Annotated in this window: 27 protein-coding genes; 8 read left to right on the top strand and 19 right to left on the bottom strand. The window is 64.1% G+C overall.

What is annotated here, in order from left to right; all coding sequences use genetic code 11:
• Positions 1 to 98 precede the first annotated feature (98 nt).
• From NKH70_RS18135 to NKH70_RS18125, 3 genes are all read right to left on the bottom strand, one after another.
• On the bottom strand, positions 99 to 905 hold the full coding sequence (locus NKH70_RS18135; RefSeq protein WP_352912571.1) for a HugZ family pyridoxamine 5'-phosphate oxidase: 807 nt from the start codon (positions 903 to 905) through the stop codon (positions 99 to 101).
• Entirely contained in the window at positions 877 to 1,638 is a 762-nt protein-coding gene (locus NKH70_RS18130) for a 3-hydroxyacyl-CoA dehydrogenase (protein WP_352912570.1), read from the bottom strand. Before NKH70_RS18130 ends, NKH70_RS18135 begins: the two co-directional genes overlap by 29 nt.
• A 63-nt stretch (positions 1,639 to 1,701) precedes the next feature.
• On the bottom strand, positions 1,702 to 2,238 hold the full coding sequence (locus NKH70_RS18125) for a GNAT family N-acetyltransferase (RefSeq protein WP_353025783.1): 537 nt from the start codon (positions 2,236 to 2,238) through the stop codon (positions 1,702 to 1,704).
• Positions 2,239 to 2,520: 282 nt separating this feature from the next.
• Here NKH70_RS18125 and NKH70_RS18120 point away from each other — a divergent pair, with 282 nt between their 5' ends.
• Positions 2,521 to 3,510 (top strand): glutathione S-transferase family protein, encoded by a 990-nt coding sequence (locus NKH70_RS18120; protein WP_352912568.1) that lies wholly within the window; start codon positions 2,521 to 2,523, stop codon positions 3,508 to 3,510.
• A 1-nt stretch (position 3,511) separates the two neighbouring features.
• Here NKH70_RS18120 and NKH70_RS18115 read toward each other — a convergent pair whose 3' ends face one another.
• Positions 3,512 to 4,012: an NUDIX domain-containing protein gene (locus tag NKH70_RS18115; protein ID WP_352912567.1), complete on the bottom strand. Its 501-nt coding sequence runs from the start codon at positions 4,010 to 4,012 to the stop codon at positions 3,512 to 3,514.
• A gap of 53 nt (positions 4,013 to 4,065) precedes the next feature.
• Between NKH70_RS18115 and NKH70_RS18110 the strand changes: the two genes are divergently transcribed.
• Positions 4,066 to 5,010 carry a metallophosphoesterase family protein gene (locus NKH70_RS18110; protein WP_352912630.1) on the top strand — a complete coding sequence of 315 codons (945 nt, stop codon included), beginning with the start codon at positions 4,066 to 4,068 and terminating at the stop codon, positions 5,008 to 5,010.
• 76 nt (positions 5,011 to 5,086) lie between these two features.
• Here NKH70_RS18110 and NKH70_RS18105 read toward each other — a convergent pair whose 3' ends face one another.
• From NKH70_RS18105 to leuA, 4 genes are all read right to left on the bottom strand, one after another.
• Complete coding sequence (locus tag NKH70_RS18105; protein ID WP_254819130.1) at positions 5,087 to 5,704, bottom strand: hypothetical protein; 618 nt, start codon at positions 5,702 to 5,704, stop codon at positions 5,087 to 5,089.
• A gap of 134 nt (positions 5,705 to 5,838) precedes the next feature.
• Positions 5,839 to 6,642: an alpha/beta fold hydrolase gene (locus NKH70_RS18100; protein WP_352912566.1), complete on the bottom strand. Its 804-nt coding sequence runs from the start codon at positions 6,640 to 6,642 to the stop codon at positions 5,839 to 5,841.
• Between the two features lie 229 nt (positions 6,643 to 6,871).
• Complete coding sequence (locus NKH70_RS18095; RefSeq protein ID WP_352912565.1) at positions 6,872 to 8,662, bottom strand: tetratricopeptide repeat protein; 1,791 nt, start codon at positions 8,660 to 8,662, stop codon at positions 6,872 to 6,874.
• Between the two features lie 143 nt (positions 8,663 to 8,805).
• Positions 8,806 to 10,542, bottom strand: a complete 1,737-nt coding sequence (leuA, locus tag NKH70_RS18090; protein ID WP_353025780.1) for a 2-isopropylmalate synthase — start codon at positions 10,540 to 10,542, stop codon at positions 8,806 to 8,808.
• Between the two features lie 772 nt (positions 10,543 to 11,314).
• On the opposite strand from leuA, the gene NKH70_RS18085 reads away from it, so the two are divergent.
• From NKH70_RS18085 to NKH70_RS18075, 3 genes are read left to right on the top strand one after another with little or no spacing between them, the layout of a single operon-like run.
• On the top strand, positions 11,315 to 12,481 hold the full coding sequence (locus tag NKH70_RS18085; RefSeq protein ID WP_353025778.1) for an ATP-grasp domain-containing protein: 1,167 nt from the start codon (positions 11,315 to 11,317) through the stop codon (positions 12,479 to 12,481).
• 4 nt (positions 12,482 to 12,485) lie between these two features.
• On the top strand, positions 12,486 to 13,262 hold the full coding sequence (locus NKH70_RS18080; protein WP_352713280.1) for an esterase family protein: 777 nt from the start codon (positions 12,486 to 12,488) through the stop codon (positions 13,260 to 13,262).
• Positions 13,263 to 13,280: 18 nt separating this feature from the next.
• The gene (locus NKH70_RS18075) at positions 13,281 to 13,595 is read left to right on the top strand and encodes a nuclear transport factor 2 family protein (protein ID WP_352713278.1); all 315 of its coding nucleotides are present in this window, start codon (positions 13,281 to 13,283) and stop codon (positions 13,593 to 13,595) included.
• Between the two features lie 19 nt (positions 13,596 to 13,614).
• On the opposite strand, the gene NKH70_RS18070 is transcribed toward NKH70_RS18075, so the two are convergent.
• The 4 genes from NKH70_RS18070 to NKH70_RS18055 all read right to left on the bottom strand — a co-directional run bounded on the left by NKH70_RS18070 (position 13,615) and on the right by NKH70_RS18055 (position 16,659).
• Positions 13,615 to 14,703, bottom strand: coding sequence for an AbrB family transcriptional regulator (locus NKH70_RS18070; RefSeq protein ID WP_352713275.1), 1,089 nt, complete (start codon positions 14,701 to 14,703; stop codon positions 13,615 to 13,617).
• Positions 14,704 to 14,973: 270 nt separating this feature from the next.
• The gene (locus NKH70_RS18065; protein ID WP_352713272.1) at positions 14,974 to 15,282 is read right to left on the bottom strand and encodes a putative quinol monooxygenase; all 309 of its coding nucleotides are present in this window, start codon (positions 15,280 to 15,282) and stop codon (positions 14,974 to 14,976) included.
• A 49-nt stretch (positions 15,283 to 15,331) separates the two neighbouring features.
• Entirely contained in the window at positions 15,332 to 16,129 is a 798-nt protein-coding gene (locus tag NKH70_RS18060; protein WP_353025776.1) for an SDR family NAD(P)-dependent oxidoreductase, read from the bottom strand.
• A gap of 71 nt (positions 16,130 to 16,200) precedes the next feature.
• The gene (locus tag NKH70_RS18055; RefSeq protein WP_352713267.1) at positions 16,201 to 16,659 is read right to left on the bottom strand and encodes a DsrE family protein; all 459 of its coding nucleotides are present in this window, start codon (positions 16,657 to 16,659) and stop codon (positions 16,201 to 16,203) included.
• 102 nt (positions 16,660 to 16,761) lie between these two features.
• Between NKH70_RS18055 and NKH70_RS18050 the strand changes: the two genes are divergently transcribed.
• Both NKH70_RS18050 and NKH70_RS18045 read left to right on the top strand, forming a co-directional pair.
• Positions 16,762 to 17,862, top strand: a complete 1,101-nt coding sequence (locus NKH70_RS18050) for a hypothetical protein (RefSeq protein WP_352713264.1) — start codon at positions 16,762 to 16,764, stop codon at positions 17,860 to 17,862.
• A gap of 27 nt (positions 17,863 to 17,889) precedes the next feature.
• The gene (locus NKH70_RS18045) at positions 17,890 to 18,165 is read left to right on the top strand and encodes an antitoxin (RefSeq protein WP_502908369.1); all 276 of its coding nucleotides are present in this window, start codon (positions 17,890 to 17,892) and stop codon (positions 18,163 to 18,165) included.
• Between the two features lie 385 nt (positions 18,166 to 18,550).
• On the opposite strand, the gene NKH70_RS18040 is transcribed toward NKH70_RS18045, so the two are convergent.
• The 5 genes from NKH70_RS18040 to NKH70_RS18020 all read right to left on the bottom strand — a co-directional run bounded on the left by NKH70_RS18040 (position 18,551) and on the right by NKH70_RS18020 (position 24,914).
• Complete coding sequence (locus NKH70_RS18040; RefSeq protein WP_352713258.1) at positions 18,551 to 19,480, bottom strand: cation diffusion facilitator family transporter; 930 nt, start codon at positions 19,478 to 19,480, stop codon at positions 18,551 to 18,553.
• 32 nt (positions 19,481 to 19,512) lie between these two features.
• Positions 19,513 to 21,702, bottom strand: coding sequence for an anthranilate synthase (locus NKH70_RS18035; protein ID WP_352713255.1), 2,190 nt, complete (start codon positions 21,700 to 21,702; stop codon positions 19,513 to 19,515).
• Positions 21,703 to 21,928: 226 nt separating this feature from the next.
• Positions 21,929 to 22,978, bottom strand: a complete 1,050-nt coding sequence (locus tag NKH70_RS18030) for a M14 family metallopeptidase (RefSeq protein WP_352912561.1) — start codon at positions 22,976 to 22,978, stop codon at positions 21,929 to 21,931.
• 101 nt (positions 22,979 to 23,079) lie between these two features.
• Complete coding sequence (locus NKH70_RS18025; RefSeq protein WP_352912560.1) at positions 23,080 to 24,456, bottom strand: FAD-containing oxidoreductase; 1,377 nt, start codon at positions 24,454 to 24,456, stop codon at positions 23,080 to 23,082.
• Positions 24,453 to 24,914: a DUF4126 domain-containing protein gene (locus tag NKH70_RS18020; RefSeq protein WP_352912559.1), complete on the bottom strand. Its 462-nt coding sequence runs from the start codon at positions 24,912 to 24,914 to the stop codon at positions 24,453 to 24,455. The genes NKH70_RS18025 and NKH70_RS18020 overlap by 4 nt, the downstream gene beginning before the upstream one ends.
• Before the next feature lie 146 nt (positions 24,915 to 25,060).
• On the opposite strand from NKH70_RS18020, the gene NKH70_RS18015 reads away from it, so the two are divergent.
• Positions 25,061 to 25,618: a sugar O-acetyltransferase gene (locus tag NKH70_RS18015; protein ID WP_352978776.1), complete on the top strand. Its 558-nt coding sequence runs from the start codon at positions 25,061 to 25,063 to the stop codon at positions 25,616 to 25,618.
• Positions 25,619 to 25,674: 56 nt separating this feature from the next.
• Here NKH70_RS18015 and NKH70_RS18010 read toward each other — a convergent pair whose 3' ends face one another.
• Positions 25,675 to 26,184 carry an RES family NAD+ phosphorylase gene (locus NKH70_RS18010; RefSeq protein WP_352466798.1) on the bottom strand — a complete coding sequence of 170 codons (510 nt, stop codon included), beginning with the start codon at positions 26,182 to 26,184 and terminating at the stop codon, positions 25,675 to 25,677.
• On the bottom strand, positions 26,181 to 26,666 hold the full coding sequence (parS, locus tag NKH70_RS18005) for a type II RES/Xre toxin-antitoxin system antitoxin (protein WP_352912558.1): 486 nt from the start codon (positions 26,664 to 26,666) through the stop codon (positions 26,181 to 26,183). Before parS ends, NKH70_RS18010 begins: the two co-directional genes overlap by 4 nt.
• Positions 26,667 to 26,993 lie beyond the last annotated feature (327 nt).

Below are 26,993 nucleotides of genomic sequence, written 5' to 3'. Positions count from 1 at the left end.
TGCACGCCAGCGATTCAGCGTCACTCGCAAAGGTAGAACATTTCGCTCAAATCTCAAGGCTTGCTTTCCATGCAAGCCGATTAACTCTGCGGCTGTGATCAATTTGCCGATCGGGCAGCTTTTGCCATGTCGACCAGGACAGGCCTGAGGTCGCGTGCCGCTCTCAGCGGCTCGGGGAAGAAAACCCGACAGACATTGTCGCCCGATACGAGATCCATCCCGTCGGCGTCGAACCCGGTGACGATCCAGCCGTCACTCTCGGCCCCGCCGAAGTGACTTGCGTAGAGGGCAATCGCATCGAGATGGTCGGCGTTCATGTGGTCGAGTGCCGATTGCTCGCCGGCGGCAAGCTCTTCGACGATCGCTCCCGTCGCGACCAGATCGGTGCGGTCGAGCAGATAGGCCTTGCCGAAGCCGCCGTTCAGGCTGGCGCGCTCCGGTTCGAGCCGGAAGATCGAGAAGTCGCCGAGCCCGGCATAGAGCTTCGCCTTGGGATTGCGGTTGAGGTAGCGCCGCTCGGCGCGGGCATGTTCGTTCGAGCCGCGTTCGAGCCGCACGGCGCGGCAGACGAGCGTCAATCGCGGATGCGCCAGCGGATCGCCCTTGCCGGGTTCGCCGACGAGCAACGAGCAGCGCGGGTCGGCAAGGATAGCGCCGGTATGGGCGGACAGCATCGACACCAGGATCAATGGCGTGCCGTCGATGTCGGTGGCGACGCCGACCCGGCTGGCCAGCGGCGAACCGGTTCCTGGTTCGAGCACCGCCAGCGCGCCGAAACGGGCGCTGCGGATCAGCGTCTTTGCCAGCCTGATCGCCTCGGCGTCGGTCGCGCGGATCACGTCTTTCCTGGGTTCGTCCAAGGCACCACCGTCGCTTTTATTTCGGCGCCATGCGGATGGCGCCATCGAGGCGAATGGTCTCGCCGTTGAGCATCTGGTTCTCGATGATGTGCAGGGCAAGTGCCGCGTATTCCGAAGGCTCGCCCAAACGGGAAGGGAAGGGTACTGCGGCGCCGAGCGAATCCTGCACCTCCTGCGGCATGCCGGCCATCATCGGCGTCCTGAAGATGCCGGGCGCGATGGTGCAGACGCGAATGCCGGAGCGGGCGAGATCGCGCGCCACCGGCAACGTCATGCCGACGACGCCGGCCTTGGACGCGGAATAGGCCGCCTGGCCGATCTGGCCGTCATAGGCCGCGACCGATGCGGTGTTGACGATGACGCCGCGCTCGCCGCCCAGCAGCGGTTCGAGCCTGGCGGTCCGGTCGGCGACCAGGCGGATCATGTTGAAGGTGCCGATCAGATTGACCTCGATCACCTTGCGGTACTGGTCGAGCGGATGCGGTCCGTCCTTGCCGATCGTCTTCATGCCGATAACGATGCCGGCGCAATTGACCAGGATGCGGACCTCGCCGAGGGTCTCTGCCACTTCCGCGACCGCGGTGGCACCGTTCTCCGCGTCGCTCACGTCGCATTGGACGGCGATGCCGCCGATGTCGGCCGCCACCTTGGCCGCACGCTCGATACCGAGATCGAGGACGGCAACCCTGGCGCCGCCGGCGGCAAGAGCGCGCGCCGTCGCCTCGCCAAGGCCGGAGCCGCCGCCGGTGACGATCGCAATCTGGCCGTTCGGGTTCATCTTGACGTCCTCCTCCGTGCCCAGACTATGCTGCCAAGCCACCGTGCAACAGCGCCGGCATGGTCACGCCATCGCGGCGATGTGCTCGGCTATCCTTCCCTGGTCGGCGTGGCAAACCTCGCCCACCAGCCTTGCCACCGCGCCCGGCAGGATCTCGTGCGCCAAAAGCCGGTCGGGATCGATCGGACGCGGCATCGAGATCTGCCCGCGCGCCAGCCTCTTGAAGCCGAGCGGGCCGTAATAGGGTTCGTCGCCGACCAGCATCACGGCCGGCGCGCCGGCCTTGGCAGCGGCTTCCAGCGCGATTGCCACCAGCTTGCGGCCGATACCGAGATTTTTGAAGGCCGGCTGCACGGCGAGCGGCCCGAGCATCAGCGCGCGGCCGGCACCGGCGGCGATACGCGTCATCCGTACCGAGGCGACGACGATTGCGCCATCGACGGCCACGAAGGACAACGCGCGTTCGTGCGGGCCACCTTGGCGGATCTTGTAGGCGGCAAGCACGAAACGGCCCGGCCCGAAGGCCTCGTCGTTGATAGCTTCGATTTCAGGATCATGCGCCGGAGTTTCCGGCAGGTATTTCACGTCGGCAAGGCTCATGGTCTTTGCGTTCCGGTATACGAGGAAAGGTTTGCTGCAAGCGGCAGCGTTCGCCAGTCAGCGCTTCGTCAAGCGCGGGCGCTCTTTCGTCGTCGGTCGAACCGGATCACGGCAAAGTCGAACATGCGGATTGTCCGCTAGCACCAATTTTCAGTCGCCGCAATCGGCCGGCGCAATCGACACGCACTCGACGACGCAGCCGTTGACGATCTGTTCAGCGCTGGCGATTTCGGCAGGTCCATTTCATGCCCTACATCAGGCAGGAACACGAAAGGACATTTCATGGGATTGCTAGTCGAAGGCCAATGGCAGGACCGTTGGTACGATACCGGGGAGAGCGGCGGCAAATTCGTGCGGGCGCAGTCACAGTGGCGCGACTGGGTGACCCGCGACGGCGCGCAGGTCGAAGGGCGAAAACGCGGCTTCAAGGCCGAGCCCGGCCGCTATCACCTCTATGTCTCGCTCGCCTGCCCGTGGGCGCATCGGACGCTGATCTTTCGCGTGCTCAAGAAACTCGAGGACGTGATTTCCATCTCGGTCGTCCATCATTTCATGGGCGCCGACGGCTGGACGTTCCTGGCCGAGGACGGCGCCACCGGCGACACGCTCTACGGCCTCGATTTCCTGCACCAGATCTACACCAGGGCCGATCCCGGCTATTCGGGCCGGGTCACCGTTCCCGTGCTGTGGGACAAACGCGAGCAAACCATCGTTTCGAACGAATCCTCCGAGATCATCCGCATGCTCAATTCGGCCTTCGACGAATGGGGAGACGCAAAGCTCGATTTTCATCCGCAACCGTTGCGCGGCGAGATCGATGCGGTCAATGCGCTGGTCTATCCCGCGGTCAACAATGGCGTTTACCGTGCCGGCTTCGCCACCACGCAGGCAGCCTACGAGGAGGCGTTCGGCGAATTGTTCTCGACGCTCGACATGCTGGAGGACCGCCTGTCAAAGCAGCGCTATCTCGTCGGCGGCCGCATCACCGAGGCGGACTGGCGGCTGTTCACGACACTGGTCCGCTTCGACCCGGTCTATGTCGGCCATTTCAAGTGCAATCTGCGCCGCATCGCCGACTATCCGAACCTGTCGAATTATCTGCGCGATCTCTACCAGGTGCCAGGCGTCGCAGGCACGGTGAATTTGCACCACATCAAGGCGCATTATTACCGCAGCCACGAGACCATCAACCCGACGCGGATCGTGCCGGTCGGGCCAGAGCTCGACTATGGCGCGCCGCATGACCGGGCGCGATTCAGGAAGGCGGCGTGATCTACCAATAGGGTAGTGCCGGTTGACCCCCAAGAATCTCCGCGATGCGCCGCAAAGTTGCCGGCGTCGTGCCTTCCGGCAGACGATCGAGCGAAAAGAAGCCGGCCTCAGCGATCTCGCGGTCGGGCAGTTTGGGTGCTGTCTGGTTGAACTCCTCGACCAGATAGAGACCGACATGATCGCGCCGGCTGGCGCGGCGGTTGAAATGCAGGGATTTCAGCACCGGCGGTCCAGTCAGCGCGATGTTGCCTTCCTCGAAGACTTCGCGTGTCAGCGCTTCGATCATCGTCTCGCCCAACTCGACGCCACCGCCGGGCAGGTGCCAGCCAGGAACATAGGTGTGGCGGATGAGGAAGACGGAATTGGAGGGGCGGTCGTGAATCAGGCCGCGCACGCCGAGCGTCATCGGCCGCCGCAGCACGAAATACAGGTGGAACAGCCTTGCCCTGAGGCCCGGCCATCCGGTCTGGCGCAGGACTTGCTCCGGATCCGGCGCCGTCATCGTCCGCGAAACCGTGAGTGGAAAGCCGCGCGCGCCTCGCCTATGAAGAAAAGATGTTCAGGCTCGCGCATATTTCCGATGTCCATCTGGGGCCGCTTCCCGATGTAACCTATCGCGATCTCGCCTCCAAGCGCGTGGTCGGCTACGTCAACTGGCAGCGCAACCGCCGCCGCCACATGCACGACGCGGTCATCGATACGATCGTCGCCGACATGAAGGCCAGCGGGCCGGACCATCTCGCCATCACCGGCGACCTGGTCAATCTGGCGCTCGACGGTGAGCTCGAGATGGCCAAGCACTGGCTGGAGACGTTGGGCTCGCCCAACGACGTGTCGGTGGTGCCGGGAAACCATGATGCCTATGTGCCGGGTGCCTTCGACAAGACCTGCCGGTCCTGGGCGGCATGGATGACCGGCGACGGCGTCAATACGCCGGTCGACCGCAACACCTTTCCGTATCTGCGGGTACGCGGCGATGTTGCGCTGATCGGCGTCTCGACGGCGCGCGCCACGGCTCCCTTCATGGCCAACGGCTTCTTTCTGGAAGGCCAGGCGGAACAGCTGCGCGACATGCTCGACGCCACAGGCAAGCGCGGCCTGTTCCGGGTGATCATGATCCACCACCCGCCGGTGCGCGGCGCCGTTTCGCAGAACAAGCGGCTGTTCGGCATCTCCCGCTTCCATAAGGTTCTCCACCGGCACGGCGCCGAGCTTGTGCTGCACGGCCATTCGCATGTGCCGTCGCTCTTCTTCATCGGCGCCCGCAAGACCAAAATCCCGGTGGTCGGGGTCGCCGCCGCCGGGCAGGCCCCCGGCAGTTCGCATGCGCCGGCGCAATACAATCTGCTCGACATCGACGGTGAAAAGGACAATTGGCGGATCAAACTGACGCGCCGCGGCCTGACCGGGCCGGCGTTGCCGCCCAGCGACCTGCAGACAATGGAGCTTGGCGTCGAAGCCGACGCGTCGATGGCTAGAGCAATTCCAGGAAATGTGTAAAACGGATTTCCGTCCGGAATTGCGTCAAAACAAAGAGATAGAGCGGTTCAGCGTTTCCGTGAAACGATGAACCGCTCTAGAAGCTGATTTTCATCGCGACGATGCGGTCCCAGAACAGCACGAGCGAAATCGCCAGGCCGACCAGGGCGCCGGCGGCGATCAGGCCAAGGCCCGAGAAGAACGCCGACCAGCCATTGCTGCGCGCAGCGATCTGCAGCGGCGGCTCGGCCTCCGCCACCAGGGCGCGTTTCAGGCCGGCGACGGCCTGCTCGATGCCGCCTTCCATCATTCTCTGGCGTTCGACGACGCGCTCGGCGACATAGCGTGTCACCTGGTCGGCAACGACCTTCATGTCGGTCGACTCAGCGAGCACGACGCGGCCGATGCGCGTGTCCTTGAGAAAGCGGTAGGTGCGGCGGTCGCGTCCCATGGCGACATGGCTGACTGCGTCGATCCACAGCCGTGGCTGCAGGCCGGACGAGACGGCGAAGTCGAAACTGTCCATGTCGGTGGGCACGTCGCCAAAAACCGGCGCGAGTTCGGCGGCAAGCAGATCGAGCCGCATGCGATGCGCTTCGCGCATGTCGACGACGACGTCGTCGCGGTCGGCGAAGGCGTTCTTGACGTCGCGAATGGCATCGGACAGTTTTCGCGACTGATCGATCTGGGTGATGTTCTCGCCTGCGTCCTTCATCGGCGTGGCCTCGCGGGGTTTGGTTAACACCGAATTAACACAGCCGCCGGCAAAATGCACTTGCGAGATCGATGGCCGGGCAAGGGTTCGCTGGAGGAGCACCAGCGGCGCCGCCGTGCCTGCGCGAGACCCGATCAGCTCGCCGCCGCGGCTAATCCCGGGCGAAGCCGCCTGCTGCGGCGCCGCATATTGCGACGGACAGCCTCGACGATCAGGCCGGGCGCTTCCTCGACCAGCATATGGCCGGCTTCCAGCACGTGGTGCAGGTGAAAATGCTTCGGCACGCCGTCCGCCTGGCTGACGGGCAGCATCGCGTCGTCGGTTCCCCAAACAACCATCACCGGCATGTTCAGCGTTTCAAGCCGCTCGCTCGGGATGACACCTTGCCGATCATCCCTGGTCATTGCGGCTGCGAGCTCGACAAGTGTCCGCAATTGGCCGGGACGCTGCCGCATCCCGTTGAGGAGATCGATCCTATGCAGCGGCGGCCGGCTTTGCGGTCCCGACATGGCGGCTAGACAGGCGCGAATTTCGTCGGTGCCGGCAGCCGCGGCGTAGCGGCGCAGCAGCGGGCCATTGATCTCAGGACCAAGACCGCCCGGTGCCAGCAGCGTCAGCGACGCCATTCTTTCGGGCTCGCTCAATGCCATCAGGGCGGCTACGGCGCCGCCCATCGAATGGCCGACGAGATGGGCCCGCTTTATTCCGCGAGCGGAAAGATCCGCAAGGACGGCACTGGCTGCGACCCTGGCCGGACCGCCGCGCGGAAAATCGAGCGACAGCCCATGCCCCGGCAAATCATAGGCCAACGTCCGCGCGCCGAGTGCCAGGGACGCGGCCACGTCGCGCCAGTCGTCGTGACAGCCACCGAAGCCATGCAGGAAGGCAATCGTTGTCGGGCCGGTGCCCCGTTCGGCAGCGTAAAGAGATGGGGTCATGCAAACTTTATGGATTGGTGCCGGGATCAGTCAGGATGCCGGGGGCGGTCTATGCGAGGATCAGTCTTTGCGGGAGGTCAGACTTGTGCGGAGATCAGTCTTATGCGGGATCAGACCTATGTGGGGATCAGATTGGCCGGTTCAAACTGTGTCTGAATTGCGCTTTGGCCGTGCGGATGGCCAGTAAAATTTTTGCGATCACCTGACGTCGCGCACGCGCCGGGAGACGTCAGCTGGCGCCGCCAAGCCCGGCGGCGCGCAGGGCCTCCACCAGCCGGTTGGTCAGATCGGCGGGATATCTTCGCTCCACGAAGGTTGCGCGCGGATCGGCTACGAATTTCGGGAATTTGGCGGTCAGTTCCTGCAGCAGCCTGCTCGCCAGCTTCTCGCGGCCGGCAGCCTTGGCGCCGATCAGCCGCGCCGCCAGATAATGCGATTTCATTTCCGTCGTTCGCAAGCCGTCGCTGGCAAGCGTGGCCTTGTTCATGTCGCCGATCATGAACTCTCCGGCGAAGAGCCCGTAATCCCACCATGTCGGATGGGCGCTGGCGATGTCCACGGCGTGAGCAAGGATCGGGGTGCCCTCGCTGTACCTGCTGGCGAAAACCAGCCCGTAGCCATAGGCTGCGGCCATTGCGAGATCGTAGGGATTGAGCTCATAGGCCTTGCGCATCCAGCGGATCGATTCCGCGGAATCGCCCATGCGCGAATTGAGATAACCAAGGGCGCGGTGCGCGTAGGGGCTGGTCGGGCCCATCTGGATGGCGCGATGGGCAAACGTCATCGCTTTGTCGATCGTCGCGTCGGCGGGGTAGGGATAGTGGTCGGTGACCGCTTCGAGATGCAAGGACGCGAGTTCCGAATAGACGAGCGACGACTTGGCCTCCCGGTTGGCAAGATCTTCGAGGCAGCGGTAGGCGGCTTCGTGCGTCTGGGCGTTCTGGTCGAGATAATATTTGCCGTTGAGCACCAGACACGCCGTCAGCCCGGTCTGGATGCCGCTCTGCTCGATGTAGTTGTAGATCGTGCCCGAGGCGGGAAGAGCCGAGCTCAAAATGCCGGAGATTTGGTCCTCGATGGCGATGTTCGCGCTGTCGCCGGCGGTCAGGTTGCGTGACAGCAGCACGCGGCCGGTCGCCACGCTCTGCAGCTCGAGCATAATGTCGCCGCTGCGCGGCCCGGGCAGGACATCGAACACGAAGCTGGCGGCGTCGGTAAGTGGATCGGGCGGGCTGTCGGCATCACGGCCGATGAAATTGATGGTATCGAAGCCGCTAAGGCCGGCGCGCAGCGATGCGGCGACACGGCGAGCCACGTCGCTGTCGGCCTTGATGGCGATGTAGACCTGGGGGAGGGTTTCAACCGGAGGCGCTGCTATGCTGCCGGTCGCCACCGCGGTCTCGACCGCCGTGTCGCCGCCGGTCAGCAATACCACGCTGCCCTGGCGAAGGATCAGCACACCCAGCATCAGGATGACCAGCGCGATCGCCAGCCAGAAGAACTGCAAATGGCGCTGCAGCGAAGGTGCAGCAGGGGCCACGGCTGGAACGCTCAGCAATGCAGCCGGATGTGCCCGGTTGCGGGTATCCTGTGGCGATCCGGGCGGGGCGGTCGCCGCCGCCTCCTCTGTCGCCGGCTGCGGCTTGCCCTCTGCCTCGGCCTCCGCCGGCAAGCGAATGGCGTTGAGTTCGTAGGATGGAACATAGCCTCCGCGCGGAATAGCGATGCGGACCGGTTCGGCAACGCCCTCGTTGGCGAAATACTGCTGTAGCAGGTCGCGCAGCCTGCCGGCCTGCACCCGCACCACCGCATCGGTCGACGGGTCGAAATCGCCGTCCTTGCCGAAGACGTCCATCGCTATGGAGAAGCCCTTGAGCCTATCGGCTTCGCCTGCCTGCTCGCGCTCGACCAGGTAGCGGAGCAGCTTGCGCGCGCGCTCGGATCGTCCGAACGTTTCGCTGGCAAGCAATCGCTCCAACGTTTCGCGCACTGCGGGGGCGGCAGGCGTGGTATGCTGCAAGTGTCGATCCCTTCGAATTCGGCACAGGTTGAGGTACGATCATATAGCGCTGGCGCCGCCATACAAGCATCTGCTTATGGTGCGATAGCGTACCCACCGGATAAATATCCGGTGGGCTGATGGCGCGAGCCTGGCAGTCCCGGCTAGCCGTCCTTTCGGCCGACGATGCGGTTGGCGGCCGAAACGACGGCTTCGAGCGAGGCGGCGACGATGTTGGTGTTGATGCCGGCGCCGAACAGCTTGCCGCCCGGATGTTCCATCTCGACATAGGAAATGGCCGAGGCATTCGAGCCGCGCTGCATGGAATGCTCGGAATAATCGAGCACCGACATCGGCACCCCGACATGGCGCGACAGCGCATCGACGAAGCCGTCGATCGGGCCGGTGCCGGTGCCTGATATGGTCACCTCCTTGCCTCTGTCGAGGATCACCGCTTCCACCACGCGCCGGCCCTTGACCCAGGTGTCGGGGTAGGTGTGGTGGTCGAGGAATTTCAGCCGCGCGCCGAGCTGGTCGACATAGGTGTCGAGAAAGCGCTCGTAGATGCGCTTGGCCGGCACCTCCTTGCCTTCAGCGTCGGTGATCGCCTGGATGGCCTGGCTGAACTCGATCTGCAGGTTGCGCGGCAGGTTGAGGCCGTAATCCGCATGCAGCACATAGGCGATGCCGCCCTTGCCGGACTGCGAGTTGATGCGGATGATGGCTTCATAGCTGCGGCCGACATCGGCCGGGTCGATCGGCAGATAGGGCACCTCCCAATGCGGCGTGTTGGCCTTGCGCAGCGCCTTCATACCCTTGTTGATGGCGTCCTGGTGCGAGCCGGAAAAGGCGGTGTAGACGAGCTCGCCGACATAGGGATGGCGCTCGGGGATCTTCAGCTGGTTGGAGTATTCGTAGACGTCCTTCATGCGGTTGATGTCGGAGCAGTCGAGCCCGGGATCGACGCCTTGCGTGTACATGTTGAGCGCCAGCGTGACGATGTCGACATTGCCGGTGCGCTCGCCATTGCCGAACAGCGTGCCTTCGACGCGGTCGGCGCCCGCCATCAGGCCGAGCTCGGTGGTGGCGATGCCGGTGCCGCGGTCATTGTGCGGATGCAGCGAGATCAACAGGTTCTCGCGATTGTCGAGGTTGCGGCACATCCACTCGATGCGGTCGGCATAGATGTTGGGCGTCGACATCTCGACCGTGGAGGGCAGGTTGATGATCAGCTTGTTTTCCGCCGTCGGCTTGACGATCTCGGTGACGGCGTTGCAGATCTCCAGCGCCACTTCGAGCTCGGTGCCGGTAAAGCTCTCCGGCGAATATTCGAAACGATAGCCGCCGCCGGCCTTGGCCGCCATGTCGGTGATCATCTTGGCCGCATCGGTGGCGATGCGCTTGATCCCGGCGACGTCCTTCTCGAAGACGACGCGGCGCTGCAGCTCGCTGGTCGAGTTGTAGAAATGGACGATCGGGTTGGTGGCGCCCTTCAGCGCCTCGAAAGTGCGGGTGATCAGTTCCGGCCGGCACTGCACCAGCACCTGCAGCGAGACGTCGGCGGGCACGTTGCCTTGTTCGATGCACCAGCGGGCGAAATCGAAATCGGTCTGCGAGGCTGACGGAAAGCCGATCTCGATCTCCTTGAAGCCCATGTCGAGGAGCAGGGCGAACATGCGCGCCTTGCGTTCCTGGCCCATCGGATCGATCAGCGCCTGGTTGCCGTCGCGCAGGTCGACCGAGCACCAGATCGGCGCCTTGTCGATCACTTTCGAAGGCCAGGTGCGATCGGCAAGGCCGACGGTCGGATAGGGCTGGTATTTGCGGGCGGCGTCCGGCATGCCCTTCGCGGGCTTGGCGGTTTCCTCTACATTCAGACGGATATCTTCTCGTGCGTTCATCGTCGTTTCTCCCGGCGGCTCGCGGATCCAGCTTCAGGCGGATTGGTGGCGAGCGGCGCCTTTACCAGAATTTCGTTCGCTTGATGTGACTTGCCAATTTGTGACTGGCCAAGGAGCGTGCGCGTGAGCGGCGAATTCGACCGCCGGGCGCTCCTTCAGCGAACCCGGCGATCGCCGATAAGGCCGAGAAGCAGCAGGGCGGAGGCGAGCGCGCGGACGGTCTGGCCGGCAATGCCGGTCGGACGGGACGCAAAAGAGGTGGCGCGCGGGCTCATGGCGGTTTTCATACAGGAGCGGGCAAAGCGAGGCAAGTGGGAGCCTCGCTGTCGCAGAAGCTGCGGATCCAGCCTCAAGACCTGGGTTCCTCGCCCCCGCGAAGCGGGGGAGAGGTGGCCGCAAAGCGGCCGGAGAGGGGGCCTTCATAGGCGCAGTTCCCTCTCCGTCTCGGCTTCGCCGAGCCACCTCTCCCCACTTTCGTGGGGCGAGGAACCCAGGCTGCAATGAAGGCGCGGCGCTGACAGGAAGCGATTTTTCCTGATTATAGCAACTTTGTTCTTGCTTTGTGCCGGCAGCTATGCTACTAATTTGGGTATGGTGCTGATTGGCACCGAGGACCCGCCGTCGAGGCGGGTTTTTTATTTCACGGTTTTGGCGTCACCTTTCGCGGACCCAACCGCTCACCTGATCCAGTTGCTCTTCCCCGAGCCCGGCAAATGCGCCAGAGTCGATTGTCGGCGGGGGTGCGATGGCTCGCCGCCGGGAGGAATCGTCCATGAACTTCGTGTTCTTCTCGCCGCATTTTCCAGCCAACGGCGCCGATTTCTGCGACCGGCTGAAGAAGGCCGGCGCCACCGTGCTCGGCATTGGCGATGCGCCGTTCGATGCGCTGGACGGCAAATTGAAGGCAGCCCTTTCGGAATATTACCGCATCGAGGACATGGAGGAGTACGAGCCGGTGTTCCGGTCGATCGGCCATTTCATCCACAAATGGGGCCGCGTCGACAGGTTCGAATCGCTCAACGAGCATTGGCTGGAGCTGGAAGCCAATATCCGCACCGACTTCAACATCTTCGGCACCAAGCTCGACTTCGTGAAGAATTTGAAACGCAAGAGCCGCATGCGGGCATTCTTCCGCAAGAGCGGCGTCGAAACCATCCCGCAACGCAAATGCTCCGACCGCGCCGGCGCCATGACTTTCATCCGCCGCGTCGGCTATCCCGTGGTGGTGAAGCCGGATTCCGGCTCCGGCGCCTCGAACACCTTCAAAATCTCCAACGCCGGCGAACTCGACCGGTTCTTCAGGGACAAGCCGGAAGGCGTCAGCTTCGTCATGGAGCAGTTCATCGAAGGGCTGGTGGTGACCTATGACGGGCTGGTCAACCGCGACGGCGAGGTGGTGCTGGCCGCCAGCCACCGCTATGACCAGAGCGTCATGGAGGTGGTCAACCGCGACCGCCATATGAGCTATGTCTGTTTTCCCGAGATCAGCCCGGCGGTCGAGGAGGCCGGCAGGAAAATCCTCAAGGCGTTCGACGTGCGCGAGCGCTTCTTCCACATCGAGCTGTTCGAAACCAGGGACGACCGGGTCATCGCGCTGGAGGTCAACATGCGGCCGCCCGGCGCCTGGATGACCGATGCCATCAATTACACCTTCGATATCGATGTCTATGCCGCCTGGGCCGACATGGTGGTCAAGGACACCGCCGGGGGCCCTTACAGGGGCAAGTATTTCACCGCCTATGCCAGCCGCAAGCGGCACCTCAACTATGTGCACAGCCATGCCGACGTGCTAGCCGCCCATGGCGACATGATCGTCCATCATCACGCCATCGAGGAGGTTTTCAGCCGCGCCATGGGAAACTACGCCTATCAGCTGCGCTCCACGGACCCGAAGGCGCTGCGCCGGGCGGTCGACTACATCCATGCGGAAAAGGCGTGAGGCGATGGACGTTTCCTACCACAAGGGTTTTGGCCGCAACCTCGGCCGCGACATGGAGTACAAGCGCTACGGCCATGCCGGCCGACCCGTGGTTGTGTTCCCGACTTCGCAAGGGCGGTTCTACCAGTTCGAGGATTCCGGCGCCGTCTCGGCTCTCGCCGAGTTCGTCGACACCGGTCGCATCCAGTTGTTCACGCTGGACGGCATCGATGCGGAATCCTTCTTCGACCGTCATGCCGCGCCGGCCCATCGCATCGCCCGGCATGAAGCGTATTTCCGCTATGTGCGCGAGGAGGCGCTGCCGGAACTCCTGTCTGTCGCAGCCGAGGCCAATGGCGGGCGTACGCTGAAGCCGCTGTTTTGCGGCTGCTCGATGGGCGGCTATCATTCGTCGAATTTCGTCTTCCGCTTTCCGGAACTGGCCAGCGGCGTCATCGCGCTGTCGGGGGTCTATTCGACCCACGATTTCTTCGGCAGCGCGCTCGACGGACAGATTTTCTTCAACTCGCCGCTCGACTACCTGCCGGGTATCGTCGATCCGGGGCTGCTTGTCAGGCTGAAGGCGCTGCGGCTGATCTTCTGCTGCGGGCAGGGTGCCTGGGAGGAACGGATGCTGGCCGATACGCAGGCGCTGGAACAGATCCTGCGCGACAAGTCGATTCCGGCCTGGGTCGACTACTGGGGCGGCGATGTCGCCCATGACTGGCCGTGGTGGCACAAGCAACTGGTCTATTTCTTCGCCCGCTGGCTGGACGACGATCTGATGCACCGGCTGGATTAGGCCACCTGGAGGAAGGAAATGACCACGCCCGATGCCATCCGCCGCTTTGTCGAAGCTACCAATGCCGGCGACACCAAAGCTTTCCTCGAGACGTTCACGGCCGATGCCTTTCTGAGCGACTGGGGCAGGTCGTTCCAGGGCCGCGACCAGATTGCGCGCTGGAACCAGTCGGACAATATCGGCGTGCAGTCCAGGCTCCGCATCCTCGGCATCGCAGCGGAGGACGGCACCTGGCGCGTTCGCATCGCGGTCGAAGGCAACGGTTTCAACGGCGAGGGCGATATGGTCTTCACGCTGGACGGCGAGCGTATATCGAGCCTGGTGATCAGCTGACGCGCTGCCCGGCTGGTCTTTACTCCCGCAGGCTTCTCGCCACCAGCCGCGCCACGCTTGGGCCGACCAGAAGCACGATCAGGAAGCGTGCCGATTGCAGCGCCATGACGAAGGATATGTCGACATGCTGCGCGGCGGCGGCGATGATGGCGACGCTGTCCATGCCGCCGGGGCTGGTTGCCAGATAGGCGGTCAGCGGATCGATGCCGAGCAGGCGGCTGATCAGGAAGGCGAGGCCGCCGCAAAAGACGATCAGGGCAATGATCGAGCCGACAATCTGCGGCAGCGCGCGGGCCGCGTGGCGCAAAATGGCCCTGGTGAAATTCAGGCCGATGCTCCAGCCGATCATCGTATAGCTCAAGGCGAGCAGCCAGGGTGGCAACTGCATGGTCACGCCGAGCCCGAGATGCATCACGGTGCCGAAAATGAAGGTGCCGAGGAAAAACGGCGACGGCAGCCGGAAAAGCTTTCCGGTGAGGCCGCCGACCAGCGCCACGCCGAACGTTGCGGCCAAGCCCTGCGGGTCGACCGGTGGGAACCAGACGATGGCTGGCACCTCGATGCCTGAGGTGTCGACCCAAAGCTTGGCCACCAAGGCTGCCGTCATCGAGACGCAGATGACGCGCAGATATAGCATGAAGGCGACGAGGCGCTGGTCGGCGCCGAAGGCACCGGCCATCAGCACCATGGCGGTGGCGGCGCCCGGCGACGAGCCCCAGACCGCGGTGGTGCCGGGCAGGATGCGCCAGCGGCTGATTAGCCAGCCGAGCAGGCTGGATGCCGCGACCGTGGCCATCACGACGCCGAGGAACAGCGGCCATTCCTTGTAGAAGACGGGAAAGATATCGGCCGAGATCGAACTGGCGACCAGGCAGCCGACGACCGCCTGGGCGGAGCCGAACAGAACCCGCGGCACGCGCACCGTGGCGCCGTTGGTGCCGGCAGCGATGGCCGCCAGCATCGGTCCGATCAAGAGCGCGGCGGGCAGGGCGGCGAGTTCCAGCGCGCCGGCAAACAGCACCGAGACCACCACCAGGACCGGCCACTGCCAAGCCTTGTGGATCCGCGCCAGATGCTCGATGGCCGGCGGGTTCGGGGAAGAATCCATAGATCGGCTCTTAGACCGGTGGCGGAAAAATGCGAACCCTTTTTGCGGGGGAAACGGTCGTGGGTGGTAATGGCACAACCATCCGTAGCGATCCTTCGCGCCCCCCTCTGGCCTGCCGGCCATCTCCCCCTCTAGTGGGGAGATTGGCAGCTTCGCCGACAGCGCTCTTCTTTGGAGGTTGGCGAAGGCCGAAGTGACATTCAATCTCCCCACTAGAGGGGGAGATGGCCGGCAGGCCAGAGGGGGGCGCTGTCCCGCCGGCCTCTCCCTCTATCCCGCCTTCACCGCCGGTAACCCGAAGCCGCCAACAGGATGCGTTTCCACCTGGAACTCGAAGCCGGCGATGATCGGCCGTGCCTTGGCGATTGCCGCCTGGACTTCGGGCAGCTGCAGCGAAGCCTTGTGGCTTTCGGCGTCGGTCCACACCTCGGTCACCCAGATCGCGTCGGCATCGGCCGGGTCGGTGGCGATGATGTAGTTCAGGCAGCCGGGCATGGCGCTGGTGCTGGCGAGCAGGATATCCATCATTGCGTCACGCTGGCCGCGCATTGCCCGCATCTTGCCGATCAGTCCGTACATTCGCTTTGCTCCGTTGAGATGACGCAACCAGGAGTATGCAGTTCGCCGTCTACGGCATCAACTGCCCGCCATTGACCTCGATCACCTGGCCGATGATGTAGCCGCTCAACAGATCGGAGGAGAGGAACAGATAGGCGCCGACGCAGTCCTCGGCGGTGCCGGCGCGGCCCTGCGGGATGGTGGCGATCATGCCTTTCATCTGGTCGTCGGTCGAGTAGCGCTCGTGGAAAGGTGTCGCGATCGTGCCGGGCGCCACCGCGTTGACGCGGATGTTGAAACCGATCAGCTCCTTGGCCATGCCGCGCGTGACGTTGGAGACGAAGGCCTTGGCCGAGCCGTAAAGGCCGGCGCCGCCGCCGGCGCCGTTGCGCGCGGCGATCGAGGAGGTGTTGACGATGAAGCCACCCTGCCGCTTCAGCCATGGGATCGCCTTGCGCGAAGCTGTCAGCACGGAACGCGCGTTGAGGTCCATCACCGCGTCGTAATGCGCCTCGGTCTGCTCGGCATAGGACACGCGGCCGAGCATGCCGCCGGCATTGTTGACGAGGCCGTCGAGCCGGCCGAAATGTTGCGCACTGTCCTCGACGACGCGCTCGACATCGGCAGGGATCGAGAAATCGCCCTGGGTGAGGAACACGTCGCCGCCGCCGTTGCGAATGGTCGCGGCCAGGTTTTCGGCTGCCGCACGGCTCGAATTGTAGTGCAGCGCGACGCGGCATTTCTGCCCGGCGTAGGCAAGTGCAAGCGCCGCGCCGATGCCGGTCGAGGCGCCTGTGACCAGGACCGCCTTTCCGGCAAGGTCGGGGATGACCAGAGAGGGGCTGACAAGGGTGGTGGTGGCTGGCACGTCTATTCCTCCGGGGACTCTGCCTGCTCTTCGTAGGCCCTCGCAGTCCTCGCGTTCAAGTCCGTAAAAGCCTATGGCCTGAGATAGGCGTAGCCTTGGCGTTGCAATTCGGCGAGCTTGACGACGCCACCCCGGTCGGCTGCATGGAAGCCGTCGAGCAGGTCGGCCAAGCCGATATCCATGCCGTGCATGGTATTGGCGCAAGCGTGCGGGCTGAGCCCATCCTGGACAAGGCCGGCGAACCGCCCGGAAATGGCGGCCGATATGCCCTTCGACTTGAAGGCGGCAAGTGCTGGGCCGTGCACGACAAGCGCGATGTCGACTTTGCCGTCGGTGCCTTCGAAGTGGTTCTTGATGTTGCCGAGCACGAAATTGACCTTGTCGAGGTCGCTGAGGTGATAGGCGACCTTTTGCCTTTCTTCTTCGGAAGCCGCCGGCTTGACTTCATTAGCTGCTGCCTTGATCGGGCGCAGCCCGAAAAGCCCGGCGGCCCCGGCAAGACCGACGCGGAAAATATCGCGGCGTCGCATGGCTTCATCTCCCATTTAGCCGGCCCGCGCAAATTGCGTGGCCTCGGCCTCGATCCTAGCATAAATTGACGCCACGTCTTGTCGGGGCAATGGAGGGGTAGCATGACGTCGAGGACCATAATGGGGACCTTTGTGGGTGCCGGGCTCGGGGTTGCCTTGCTTGCCGCCGTCGCCGGCGCTGCTTTCGCCGATGACACGCTCAAACTCACCGAGCTCAGCCCCGACGGCAAGGACGCCTGCTTCGGCCGCGTCTACGACGCCGCGCATCTCAAGTCGCATCCGCACCAGAAGGTGACGCGCATCTTCTTCTATTACGGCCGCGATCCGGTCAGCCGGCCAAACGAGGAGCCGAGCGCCGGCATCGATTCCTCCTACAATGGCTTCATGGCGACGACGGTGCGCGGCGCCGAGGCGCCGGAATGGCTCGGCGGCTGGTGCAGTCATGAGTCGGAGGACGGCAAGACCGGCCCGATCCGTTGCGGCATGGACTGCGATCGCACCATGGCGTCGCTGAAGGTCGACGACAAAGGCCGGCTGATCGTCTCGGACGTGCAGCCCGACCTCTATCTCGACGCCGGATCGGAAGACGAGCTCGGCAAGGCGGAGTACGAAAGGCAGGCGCTGGGCAAGGACGACAACGGCTTCAGGCTCGACCCGATGCCGGCCGCGACCTGCAAGGCGGAGTTCGCGCGCATCGACCCGATCGACCCGGCCCTTGGCCCGCCATTGCGTGAGCGACTGAAGCTGGACCAGGCCTTCTGCTACGGACGCGACTACGATGCGGCGCATCTCGGCTTGCATCCAGACCAGCTGACCCAGTCGATCAGGGTGTTCCGCGGACCGGTCGAGCTGGCGTCTTTCGCCAAGGAGGGCGATCCGGCCAATTGGCCAAGCGGCGCCGATATCGCCGTTTCGGTTAGCACGCGGCAGAAATCGGCCAAGGTCACGCAGGTCTATAACTGCCAGGGCGAGGGCGACCAATGGCGCTGCGCGGCGAGCGCGAAGACGGGTGCTGCCACCTGCGACATCGCGCAAAAGGAGGTCTTCCTTCGCCGCGGCGCCAACGGCACGATGATGCTGGCCAACCCGAACAGCGGCCTGCCGATCGTCGATCTGTGCTCGAAGGCGGCGGAAGGCGACACCGGCTCCGACGACAAGGTCTACCGGCTGGAGCCGATGCCGCAGGCGGCCTGCGGGCCGTGATCAGGGTTCGGGACCCCAGGTTCGAAATTGGCCGAATGTGACGAGGAGGTGGATGCCATGCGCAAGACAAGGGTGTTTTGGTCCGGCCGCTCGCAGGCGGTGCGCTTGCCAAAGGAGTACCGTTTCGACACCAAAGAGGTTTTGATCAGCCGCCACGGCCAGAGGGTCATTATCGAGCCTCTTGCGCAGGACTGGGCCTGGCTGGACGGAGTGATAGGTCCGCTTGACGACGATTTCGCGGAGGCGGCGCTGGAAAGTCCGTCGGATCAGGAGCGAGCCGCCCTTGGTGTGGTCTTTAGCTGATCTCGCTCCTCCAAAGGGACTGTGGAGGTCGGCGCCGCCCCTAATTGCCAATCGACAACGCTGGTGATTGGCCAAAAGTCACCATCCCTTCGTCATCCCAGGGCGGAGCAGGAGCGAAGCGACGTCGCGGAGACCCTGGGATCCATGCCGCGATATATGCGGCACACGAAGGCGGACCAGAATCGAGAGTGCCACTTCGTCACGGCGGGTTAGGAGCGGGGTGACACATTCCGACCCGCAGCATTCTTCGGCGGATGTTACGGCATGGATCCCAGGGTCTGCGCTCCGCTTCGCGTCGCTCCGCCCTGGGATGACGAAGGGATGGATGTCTCAGCTAATCTCCAAGATATATGCGCTACCAACGAGGAGACCGATCTGCGCCACCTCACGCGAAGGGCACGGCGGTCGTGCCCTTGGGCAGTTTCGCCTCGTCGTCGGGCTCGACATGGATGATGACGCGGACGGAAGGGATCTCTGCCTGCAGCGCGTCCTCGATGCGGTCGCAAATGACGTGGCTGGCGCCGACCGACATGTCGGCGTCGACGACCAGATGGAACTCGATGAAGGTGGCGCGGCCGGCGATGCGCGTCTTCAGGTCGTGGACCTCGAGCGCGCCCTTGCAATTGGCCGAGATGATGTCGCGGATGCGGATATGTTCCTGAGTGTCCACGGCGCGGTCCATCAGCCCGTTCATCGACGAGCCGATGACGTGCCAGCCCTGCCATAGAATGTTCAGCGCCACGATCACGGCAAGAGCCGGATCGAGAACCTGCCAGCCGGTCAGCACGGCGCCGACCAGGCCGATGAACACACCGACCGAGGTCGCCACGTCGGTCATGATGTGCCTGCCGTCGGCGACGAGAGCCGGCGATTTTTCACTCCGTCCGGTGCGGATCAGCGTCAAGGCCCAGACTGCGTTGATGACCGTTGCGACGCCGTTGACGGCAAGGCCGGTCCATGGCTGTTCCAGCGGGGCCGGATGCTGCCATGACCACCAGACCTCGTTGAGGATCAGCAAGGCGGCAAGCACGATCAGCACGCCTTCCAGGACGGCCGAGAAATACTCGGCCTTATGGTGGCCGAACGGATGGTCCTGGTCGGCTGGCTTGTAGCTGACCTGGATTGCCCAATAGGCGGCGGCCGAGGCAATGACGTTGACGATCGATTCCAGCGCGTCCGAATAAAGCGCAACCGAGCCGGTGATGTACCAGGCGGCCAGCTTCAGGCCGAGCACGACGAAGGCGACAATGATCGACCAGAAGGCGAGGCTGGCGACCTTCTGCCTGGCGGCGGCCTTGATTTCTGCCGCGGTCATTGGGGAAAAGATCCCAACACTGAGCCCTCGAATTAAGCGGCCTTTTCCTTGGCCTTGCGCGGCAGGTGCGCGACAATGTTCTCGATGATGCGCATGCCGGCATTGTGGCCGAGCGTCATGATCGATTCCGGGTGGAACTGCACTGCGGCTATCGGCTCCTTGCGGTGCTCGAAGGCCATGATGATGCCGTCCTCGGTCTCGGCGGTGACGACAAAACCATCGGGCAGCCGCACCGGATCGGCGAAGATCGAGTGGTAGCGGCCGACCGTTACTTCCTTGGGCAGGCCGGAGAAGATGATGCCCGGCTTCGACACGCGGATGCGCGACGGCTTGCCATGCATCGGGATGTGCAGTTGGCGCAGCTCGCCGCCATAGGCCTCGGCCAGCGCCTGCAGCCCGAGGCAGACGCCGAAGATCGGCAGGTCGCGCGCACGGGCCCGCTTGATGGTAGCGGCGCAGTCGAAATCCTTCGGCGTGCCGGGGCCGGGCGACAGCACGACCAGGTTTGGCTTCAGCCGGTCGAAGATCTCGTCCGGCACCGGTGTGCGCACCGTCGAGACATTGGCGCCGGTCTGGCGGAAATAGTTGGCGAGCGTATGGACGAAACTGTCCTCGTGATCGACCAGGAGGATGTTGACGCCGTCGCCGACACGCGCGGTGCTGCGTTCGGTGCTGGCGGCATTGCCTAATTTGGCGTCGCGGATGGCGGAGAGCATGGCGGATGCCTTCAGTTCGGTTTCGGCTTCTTCTTCCTCGGGAATGCTGTCGAAGAGCAGCGTGGCGCCGGCGCGCACCTCGGCGATACCGTCCTTGATGCGAATGGTGCGAAGCGTCAGGCCGGTGTTCATGTCACCGTTGAAATTGACCATGCCGATCGCCCCGCCATACCAGGCGCGGGGGCTCTTCTCGTTCTGCTCGATGAAGCGCATGGCCCATAATTTCGGCGCGCCGGTAACGGTGACGGCCCAGGCATGCGACAGGAAGGCGTCGAAAGCGTCCATGCCTTCGCGCAGCCGCCCTTCGATGTGGTCGACGGTGTGGATCAGGCGCGAATACATCTCGATCTGCCGGCGGCCGATGACGCGCACCGAGCCCGGCTCGCAGACCCTCGATTTGTCGTTGCGATCGACGTCCGAGCACATGGTGAGTTCGGACTCGTCCTTCTTCGAATTGAGCAGCTTCAGGATCTGCTCGCTGTCGGAGATGGCATCGTCGCCGCGCTTGATCGTACCGGAGATCGGGCAGGTCTCGACGCGGCGGCCGTTGACGCGCACGAACATTTCCGGCGAGGCGCCGATCAGATATTCGCCCTCGCCGAGATTGATGAAGAAGGAATAGGGCGAAGGGTTGATGCTCTTCAGCTTGCGGGAAATCTCGGAGGGCTGGGTTTCGCAGCGTTCGTAGAACATCTGCCCCGGCACCACTTCGAACAGGTCGCCGCGCTCGAAGCTCTTCATCGCCTTGCGCACCAGCTTGGCATATTCGCCGGGCTCGTGGTCGCCGCGCGGCGGGATGCGGTCGGCGGTCATGAACGGCTCGACGATTTCGTCGCGCGGCAGGCCTTCGGTCGAGAAGCCATCGCCGGAATAGTCGTAGCGGTCGGTCCAGGCCTTGGTCGAATAATGGTCGACGACGAGGATCTCGTCGGGCAGGAACAGCACGAGATCGCGCTGGCTTGGCTTGCGCTCGAGCTTGTAGTCGACCGGATCGAACTGGAAGGCGAGGTCGTAGCCGAAGGCGCCATAGAGACCGAGATTGGCGTCTTCCTCGGTCTTGAACAAAGCGGTGATGGCGCGCAGCACGGTGAAGACGGAGGGAACGCGGCTGCGTTCCTCCTCGGTGAAGACACGGCCGGGCTTGGCGACTTCGAGGCGGATGAGCTTGTTCGACGTCTCGGCGATCGTGACATCGTCAAGGCCGGCAAGCACCGTGCCGATCACCGGCAAAAGCACCTCGCCGCGGCGGTTCAGCGCCTCGATGCGCATGCCGCGGCCGCGTGCCGAGATCACCAGCGGCGGATCGATGATGGCGGTGTCCCAGCGCGTATAGCGGCCGGGATATTCGTAATTCGAGGAAAACACGGCGCCGCGGCGCGAATTCAGGCCATCGACATAGCCGTCGATCGCCCCTTCATATGGCCGGTCATGGCGCTGGCGGGTAATCGCCACGCCACCCGCCGTGACGAAGCGCTCGGCGCCATTCTCCAGAATTTTCGTCGTCATTGCCGTCTCCATCAGCGTCTTTTGGGGCAACGGACCCGGGAATGGCTTGAAAAAACAAATGGCCGCCCGGACATTCCGCTGCGGCCACCCTCTATTGTCACGCGAACGCGTTCGAACAGGCCGCTGTCAGCGAGCCCACCACCAAATGGTCTTGATCGAACGCATATTCATGGCGATTCCCATAGCGGCGATTGGACGGCCGCGCAACTGGATTCAAAGGAAGGCTTCAATCCTCCAGCGTCCCGGACCTTGCATCGGCGCTCTTCCTGTCGCCGACCAGCTTCAAGAGGTCTTCGCCGGCGCGGATGATGCGGCGGGAACGCCGTGTCAGGATGAGGCCCGCCTGCGGCGCCAACACTTCCGTGCGGCCGTCGGGCTCACCCGGCGCGTGGACGATGGTGGCGAGCCGCGCACCCTTGGCCACGCGGTCGCCCGGCTTCACCTGGTAGAGGATCGCGCCCGAGCGGGGCGCCGGCATCATCTCGATGTTTTCGATCGGCGCGACGAGCCCTACGAAGCTGCCAGGCGCGGGCAGCGCCTGATCCCGGATGACGCCGCGCGCCACCAGCAGCCGGTAGAGTCCTTCGGCATCGTCGCCGGCGAGGGCGCCGTCGACATCGAGTATGCCGCGATATTCGACCGTGGTGGCGACGCGCCGGTCCAGGCGCGCCACGTCGGCTGGGACGTTCTGATACGGCATGATCGAGGCGCCTTCGAAGGTGCCGTCGGGATCTTCGTCCCACAGCATCACCGCATCGACGCCCATGGCCGCCGCACAATCCGCCATGGCCGGCCACAGGCTGGTGTGGACGTAGAGATAGGCGAGGCCTTCATCGTCGCAATGCAGGTCGAGCACGATGTCGTGGCCGATCGAGAGCTGCAGCAGCCGCGTCTTCAGCCGCTGGTCGACTGTGCCGTGCGCCGGCAGGAGGGCGACGTCGGGCGAGGCGAGCCGCGGAAAGCCGCGGTTGAAATTGGTGCGCGTGCCCAGATGGAAGCGGCCCTGATGATCGCCGTTAAGATATTGCGCGCGGCCGATCGGATTGGCCCAGGGCACGATGGTCATATTGCCGCTGATGCGGCCTTCGGCTTCCGCCTTGCTGAGCATCGGCATCAGCGCATCGATGGCGACGACGCCCGGCAATTCGCCGCCATGAAGTGCCGCCTGCAGATAGGCCGAAGGCGCCGTCTTGTCCGTTCCGGTGAAGCGGAAGACGGGGAATTCGTAGGAGACGCCTTCGCTGTCGCCGGCGATGCGTTCGATGGATTTCTGCATAGGATGCCTCCGCGAGAAGAGGCGGAACACATGCCCTTTTGCCGATGGGCTGTCGATTGGTCCAGCCGGCGCCGCTATGGGCGCACGATTCTCCCCGGCCGTCACACCAGCGGCTTGAGTTCCTGGGCGATGGTCGGCAGAAGCTCAGAGACGTTCGGGTGGATGTGCACGGCGCGCGCCAGCGTGCTGACCGGCGCCTTGGCATACATCAGGTCGAGCACGCAGTGCACCGCTTCGTCGCCGCCCGGACCGAGCACCGAACAGCCGAGGATCTCCTTGGTGTCGGCATCGACCAGGATCTTCATGAAACCTTGCGTCTCACCTTTTTCGACGGCACGGCTGACGCGGGTCATTGGCCGCTGGCCGACCAGGGCGCGGCGGCCGGATTTCCTTACCGCGGCTTCGGTCATGCCGCAGCGGCCGAGTGGTGGGTCAATATAGAGCGCGTAGGCCTCGATGCGGTCGCTGACCTTGCGCGGATCGTTGTCGAGCAGGTTGGCGGCGACGATCTCGTAGTCGTTGTAGGAGGTGTGGGTGAAGGCGCCCTTGCCGTTGCAGTCGCCCATCGCCCAGATGCCCGGCACGCTGGTGCGCAGCTGATCGTCGACGACGATGAAGCCCCGTTTGTCGACCTCGACGCCGGCTTTGTCGAGGCCGAGATCGTCGGTATTTGGCGTGCGGCCGAGCGCCAGCAGCACATGCGAGCCGACCGCAGCCGCCTTGCCTGGCGAGAAGGTCACGGCGATTTCGTTGCCTCGCCTGGCGAAGCGGATGTCGTCGGCGCCGAGATGGACGGCAATGGCTTCGTTTTCGAGGATCGACAAAATGGCGTCCGAGACGTCATCGTCCTCGCGGCCGATCAGACGCGGGCTCTTTTCGATGACCGTGACTTCGGAACCGAAGCGACGGAACATCTGCGCGAATTCGAGCGAGACATAGCTGCCGCCGACGACGATGAGATGGCGCGGCAGCACGTCGAGATCCATCATCGACGAGTTGGTGAGGTAGGATACGTCGTTGACGCCGGGCAGGTCGGGCACCGAGGCGCGGCCACCGGTGTTGAGGAATATCCTTTCGGCGCTCAGCAGATCGTCGCCGACGCGCACCGTATTGGCGGTCACGAAGCGCGCATGGCCGCGATAGAGCGTGCATTTGTCCATGCCGGCAATCCAGTCTTCGAGATTGCCGCGTGCGTCGTTGGAGACCTTGTCCTTGCGCGCCTTGATCGCCTTGTAGTTGACGCCGACGGGACCGGAGAGCGTCACCCCGTAGTCCGCGGCGGAGCGGGCGAGATGCGCGGCATAGGCGCTTGCCACCATCGTTTTGGTCGGCGTGCAGCCGGTGTTGACGCAAGTGCCGCCGACCAGCTTTCGCTCGATCAGCGCCACGCTCATGCCGGCCGCATTCAGCCGGCCGGCGAGCGGTGGGCCGGCCTGCCCGGCACCGATGATGATGGCGTCGAATGTCTTTGCCGTCATGCCACCGCCGCCACGATCAGAAGCCCGCCTACGATCGCCACCGCGTCCTCGATGAAGGCGGCGGGCGGGTCCTTGCCGAAGGCGGTGGCCAGGCGTTTACGCGCCTCGGCGCCGCCCAGCGTGCCGATCACCGCGCCGACGGCGCCGGCGATCAGGCCGCCGATAGTGGCGCCGCCGGTCGCTCCGATCACCGCGCCGGTGAAAGCGCCCAGGACGATGCGCGTCCCGAATTGCTGCGGCACCTTGCGGCTCGGCGCCGATGGCAGCTGGTCGGTGACCAGTTCGGCGATGGCCAGGATGGTGAAGATGCCGACGGCGATCCAGTGGCCCATGAAGCTCGCCCAGGTGCCGGCGACCGGCAACCAGCCAAGCCAGGCGCCCCAGGCGACCGCGGCGGGCGCAGTCATGGCGCGAAGCCCGGCAACGACGCCAATCAGGAGTGCAAGAATGTACAGCATGATTGATCCCCTCGATGGCTAGGCGGGACAGGTCGCATGGGCAAGCTACCATAGGTCCGGCGTTTGACCAGAGCTGGTGTCGTCGCCGGCGCTTCCGTATTTTCACCATTTGTGCTTTGGCAAAGATTGAGACTGGAGTCGCGGCCATGGCCGGAAGCGAGCGCACGAAAATGGCGGCGGGCGAGTGGTATTGCTGCCTCGATCCGGAACTGGAGGCGCTGCGGATCACGGCACGCGACGCGGTGTTCGAGCACAACAGCCTGCCACCCCGGCAGCGTGCCGATATTGGGCCTGGCATGCGGGCGCTGCTCGGCGCTGCGGGCGAGCGCGCCCGGGTCGAAGCGCCGTTCCACTGCGCCTATGGCTTCAACATCTTTCTCGGCGACCGCGTCTTCCTCAATGCCGGCTGCACGATTCTCGATACGGCGCCAGTCCGCATCGGCAAGGGAACGCTGCTCGGCCCCAATGTGCAGATCTATTGTGCCGAGCACCACAAGGAGGCTGCGGGGCGACGGGCAGGGCTGGAGATCGCCAAGCCGGTCGAGATCGGCGACAGTGCCTGGATCGGCGGCGGTGCCGTCATCCTCGGCGGGGTCAGGATCGGCGATGGCGCCATCGTCGGCGCCGGTGCCGTGGTGACGCGCGACGTCGCGGCGAACACCACGGTGGTTGGTAATCCGGCACGGATAATCAGGAACGGCTGAGCACCGTGCTTCTGTCGCCGGTCATGTCCTCGTTCTGATGGACATGGGCGGCTGTGTCACTTGGCCGGAGGTGGATGCAACCGCGTGTCGAGCGCAAACGCCTCCTGGGTCTTCATGGCGTATGCCCCCCTGGCGAGGCTCGCGTCGAAGATCAGGTTCCAGCTGTGCTGCGATACGGCGCTCGGAATCACAACGAACCGGTGCCGTTGCAGAAGATCGTCGCCAAACGCCTGTTGTCCTGAGCTCGGAATGCCCGGGCGCAACCAGTTGGGGTTGGGCACGGCGGCGGGGTCGACGATATGCACATCCGCGACATCGCTGACGATTGCTGCCGTCATGACATGCGCAATCGTGTCGAGCGCCCTGAAGCCCTTATGGACCGCAACTTCGAGGATCGCAGTCGACGGATCGATCGAGCAGTAGACGGCGCGCACGCCCTTGCTGTTCCAGCGTCCGCCCACCCTGTATGCGCCCTCGCCACTATCCCATGTAGGCGCAAACGCGGCTTGATCGAGGCGCCATCCGATGAGGTCGGAGCCACCAAGCGCCGCCGGCAGCGGCGTCATGCATAAACGCCATATTCAAGCCGTTCCAGATAGTCTTCTACAAGCTCGATCCCCGCCGGCGTCGCCAGAAGGTCGATTGGACGACGCTGGTCGAGCCCAATCGCCGGGCGCTCCAGCCATTGCTCTGCCTCCGCCTGCGAACCCAACACGTCGGTAGCTTTCGACAGGATCTCCGCGAACTTCCAGGTTCGTCCGCTCTGGTCCTGACTGAGAGGCTTGGAAGGAGCATCCTTGCGGCGCTGGTAGGTGCGCAGGCTCATGCCGACGGCCTTCTCCAGCGAATCGGTCTTCTGGATGAAGACGAGTTGCCCGATAAGATGGTCCAGCGCTGAAGCCGGCAGGCCGTGCAGAAGCAGCTCGTGGGCATCCAAAGCGCTGCTGAGGCGCCTTGCCAGAATGCGGCTGCCGCCTAGCAATCTCGCCACCTTCTGCAGTTCATTGTTTTTTGCTGCTGGCGCAGCCTTTTCCAATGCTATCGCCACGGCGGGCCTCTTCGCGTCATCTGTCGCTTTAATATATGACAGATGACGCAGAGCCTTTCAAGGACGACAGGATCGAGAGCAGGCAATCGCTTCGAGAAAAAAGATAGCCTATAATTCAGGCCAGATGCCAGTTCGACGTCGGCGCCGCCCCTCATCTGCCTGCCGGCATCTTCTCCCCGTATAGTGACGGGGAGAAGGGGCTGGCCGCAACCTCCGCACCCTTTCTCTAACGCTGGTGATTGGCGAAATCCTTTGCGATGCGACTTTCTCCCCGTCTCTATACGGGGAGAAATGCCCGGCAGGGCAATGAGGGGCAGCGCAAACCCG

The sequence above is a fragment of the Mesorhizobium sp. M0991 genome, assembly GCF_040318915.1.
Classification (GTDB): domain Bacteria; phylum Pseudomonadota; class Alphaproteobacteria; order Rhizobiales; family Rhizobiaceae; genus Mesorhizobium.
Note: the sequence above shows the minus strand (reverse complement) of the source record. Positions and strands in the feature narration are given on the sequence as shown.

Bases quoted from the DNA above. Each gene is read 5' to 3' on its own strand.
- NKH70_RS18125 (WP_353025783.1), bottom strand. From the start codon at position 2,238: ATGAGCCTTGCCGACGTGAAATACCTGCCGGAAACTCCGGCGCATGAT.
- NKH70_RS18080 (WP_352713280.1), top strand. From the start codon at position 12,486: ATGGACGTTTCCTACCACAAGGGTTTTGGCCGCAACCTCGGCCGCGAC.
- NKH70_RS18100 (WP_352912566.1), bottom strand. From the start codon at position 6,642: ATGACCCCATCTCTTTACGCTGCCGAACGGGGCACCGGCCCGACAACG.
- NKH70_RS18050 (WP_352713264.1), top strand. From the start codon at position 16,762: ATGACGTCGAGGACCATAATGGGGACCTTTGTGGGTGCCGGGCTCGGG.
- NKH70_RS18035 (WP_352713255.1), bottom strand. From the start codon at position 21,702: ATGACGACGAAAATTCTGGAGAATGGCGCCGAGCGCTTCGTCACGGCG.
- NKH70_RS18130 (WP_352912570.1), bottom strand. From the start codon at position 1,638: ATGAACCCGAACGGCCAGATTGCGATCGTCACCGGCGGCGGCTCCGGC.
- NKH70_RS18075 (WP_352713278.1), top strand. From the start codon at position 13,281: ATGACCACGCCCGATGCCATCCGCCGCTTTGTCGAAGCTACCAATGCC.
- NKH70_RS18135 (WP_352912571.1), bottom strand. From the start codon at position 905: ATGGCGCCATCCGCATGGCGCCGAAATAAAAGCGACGGTGGTGCCTTG.
- NKH70_RS18025 (WP_352912560.1), bottom strand. From the start codon at position 24,456: ATGACGGCAAAGACATTCGACGCCATCATCATCGGTGCCGGGCAGGCC.
- NKH70_RS18020 (WP_352912559.1), bottom strand. From the start codon at position 24,914: ATGCTGTACATTCTTGCACTCCTGATTGGCGTCGTTGCCGGGCTTCGC.
- leuA (WP_353025780.1), bottom strand. From the start codon at position 10,542: ATGAACGCACGAGAAGATATCCGTCTGAATGTAGAGGAAACCGCCAAG.
- NKH70_RS18115 (WP_352912567.1), bottom strand. From the start codon at position 4,012: ATGACGGCGCCGGATCCGGAGCAAGTCCTGCGCCAGACCGGATGGCCG.
- NKH70_RS18085 (WP_353025778.1), top strand. From the start codon at position 11,315: ATGAACTTCGTGTTCTTCTCGCCGCATTTTCCAGCCAACGGCGCCGAT.
- NKH70_RS18070 (WP_352713275.1), bottom strand. From the start codon at position 14,703: ATGGATTCTTCCCCGAACCCGCCGGCCATCGAGCATCTGGCGCGGATC.
- NKH70_RS18120 (WP_352912568.1), top strand. From the start codon at position 2,521: ATGGGATTGCTAGTCGAAGGCCAATGGCAGGACCGTTGGTACGATACC.
- NKH70_RS18065 (WP_352713272.1), bottom strand. From the start codon at position 15,282: ATGTACGGACTGATCGGCAAGATGCGGGCAATGCGCGGCCAGCGTGAC.
- NKH70_RS18040 (WP_352713258.1), bottom strand. From the start codon at position 19,480: ATGACCGCGGCAGAAATCAAGGCCGCCGCCAGGCAGAAGGTCGCCAGC.
- NKH70_RS18055 (WP_352713267.1), bottom strand. From the start codon at position 16,659: ATGCGACGCCGCGATATTTTCCGCGTCGGTCTTGCCGGGGCCGCCGGG.
- NKH70_RS18015 (WP_352978776.1), top strand. From the start codon at position 25,061: ATGGCCGGAAGCGAGCGCACGAAAATGGCGGCGGGCGAGTGGTATTGC.
- NKH70_RS18010 (WP_352466798.1), bottom strand. From the start codon at position 26,184: ATGACGCCGCTGCCGGCGGCGCTTGGTGGCTCCGACCTCATCGGATGG.
- NKH70_RS18105 (WP_254819130.1), bottom strand. From the start codon at position 5,704: ATGAAGGACGCAGGCGAGAACATCACCCAGATCGATCAGTCGCGAAAA.
- NKH70_RS18110 (WP_352912630.1), top strand. From the start codon at position 4,066: ATGTTCAGGCTCGCGCATATTTCCGATGTCCATCTGGGGCCGCTTCCC.
- NKH70_RS18030 (WP_352912561.1), bottom strand. From the start codon at position 22,978: ATGCAGAAATCCATCGAACGCATCGCCGGCGACAGCGAAGGCGTCTCC.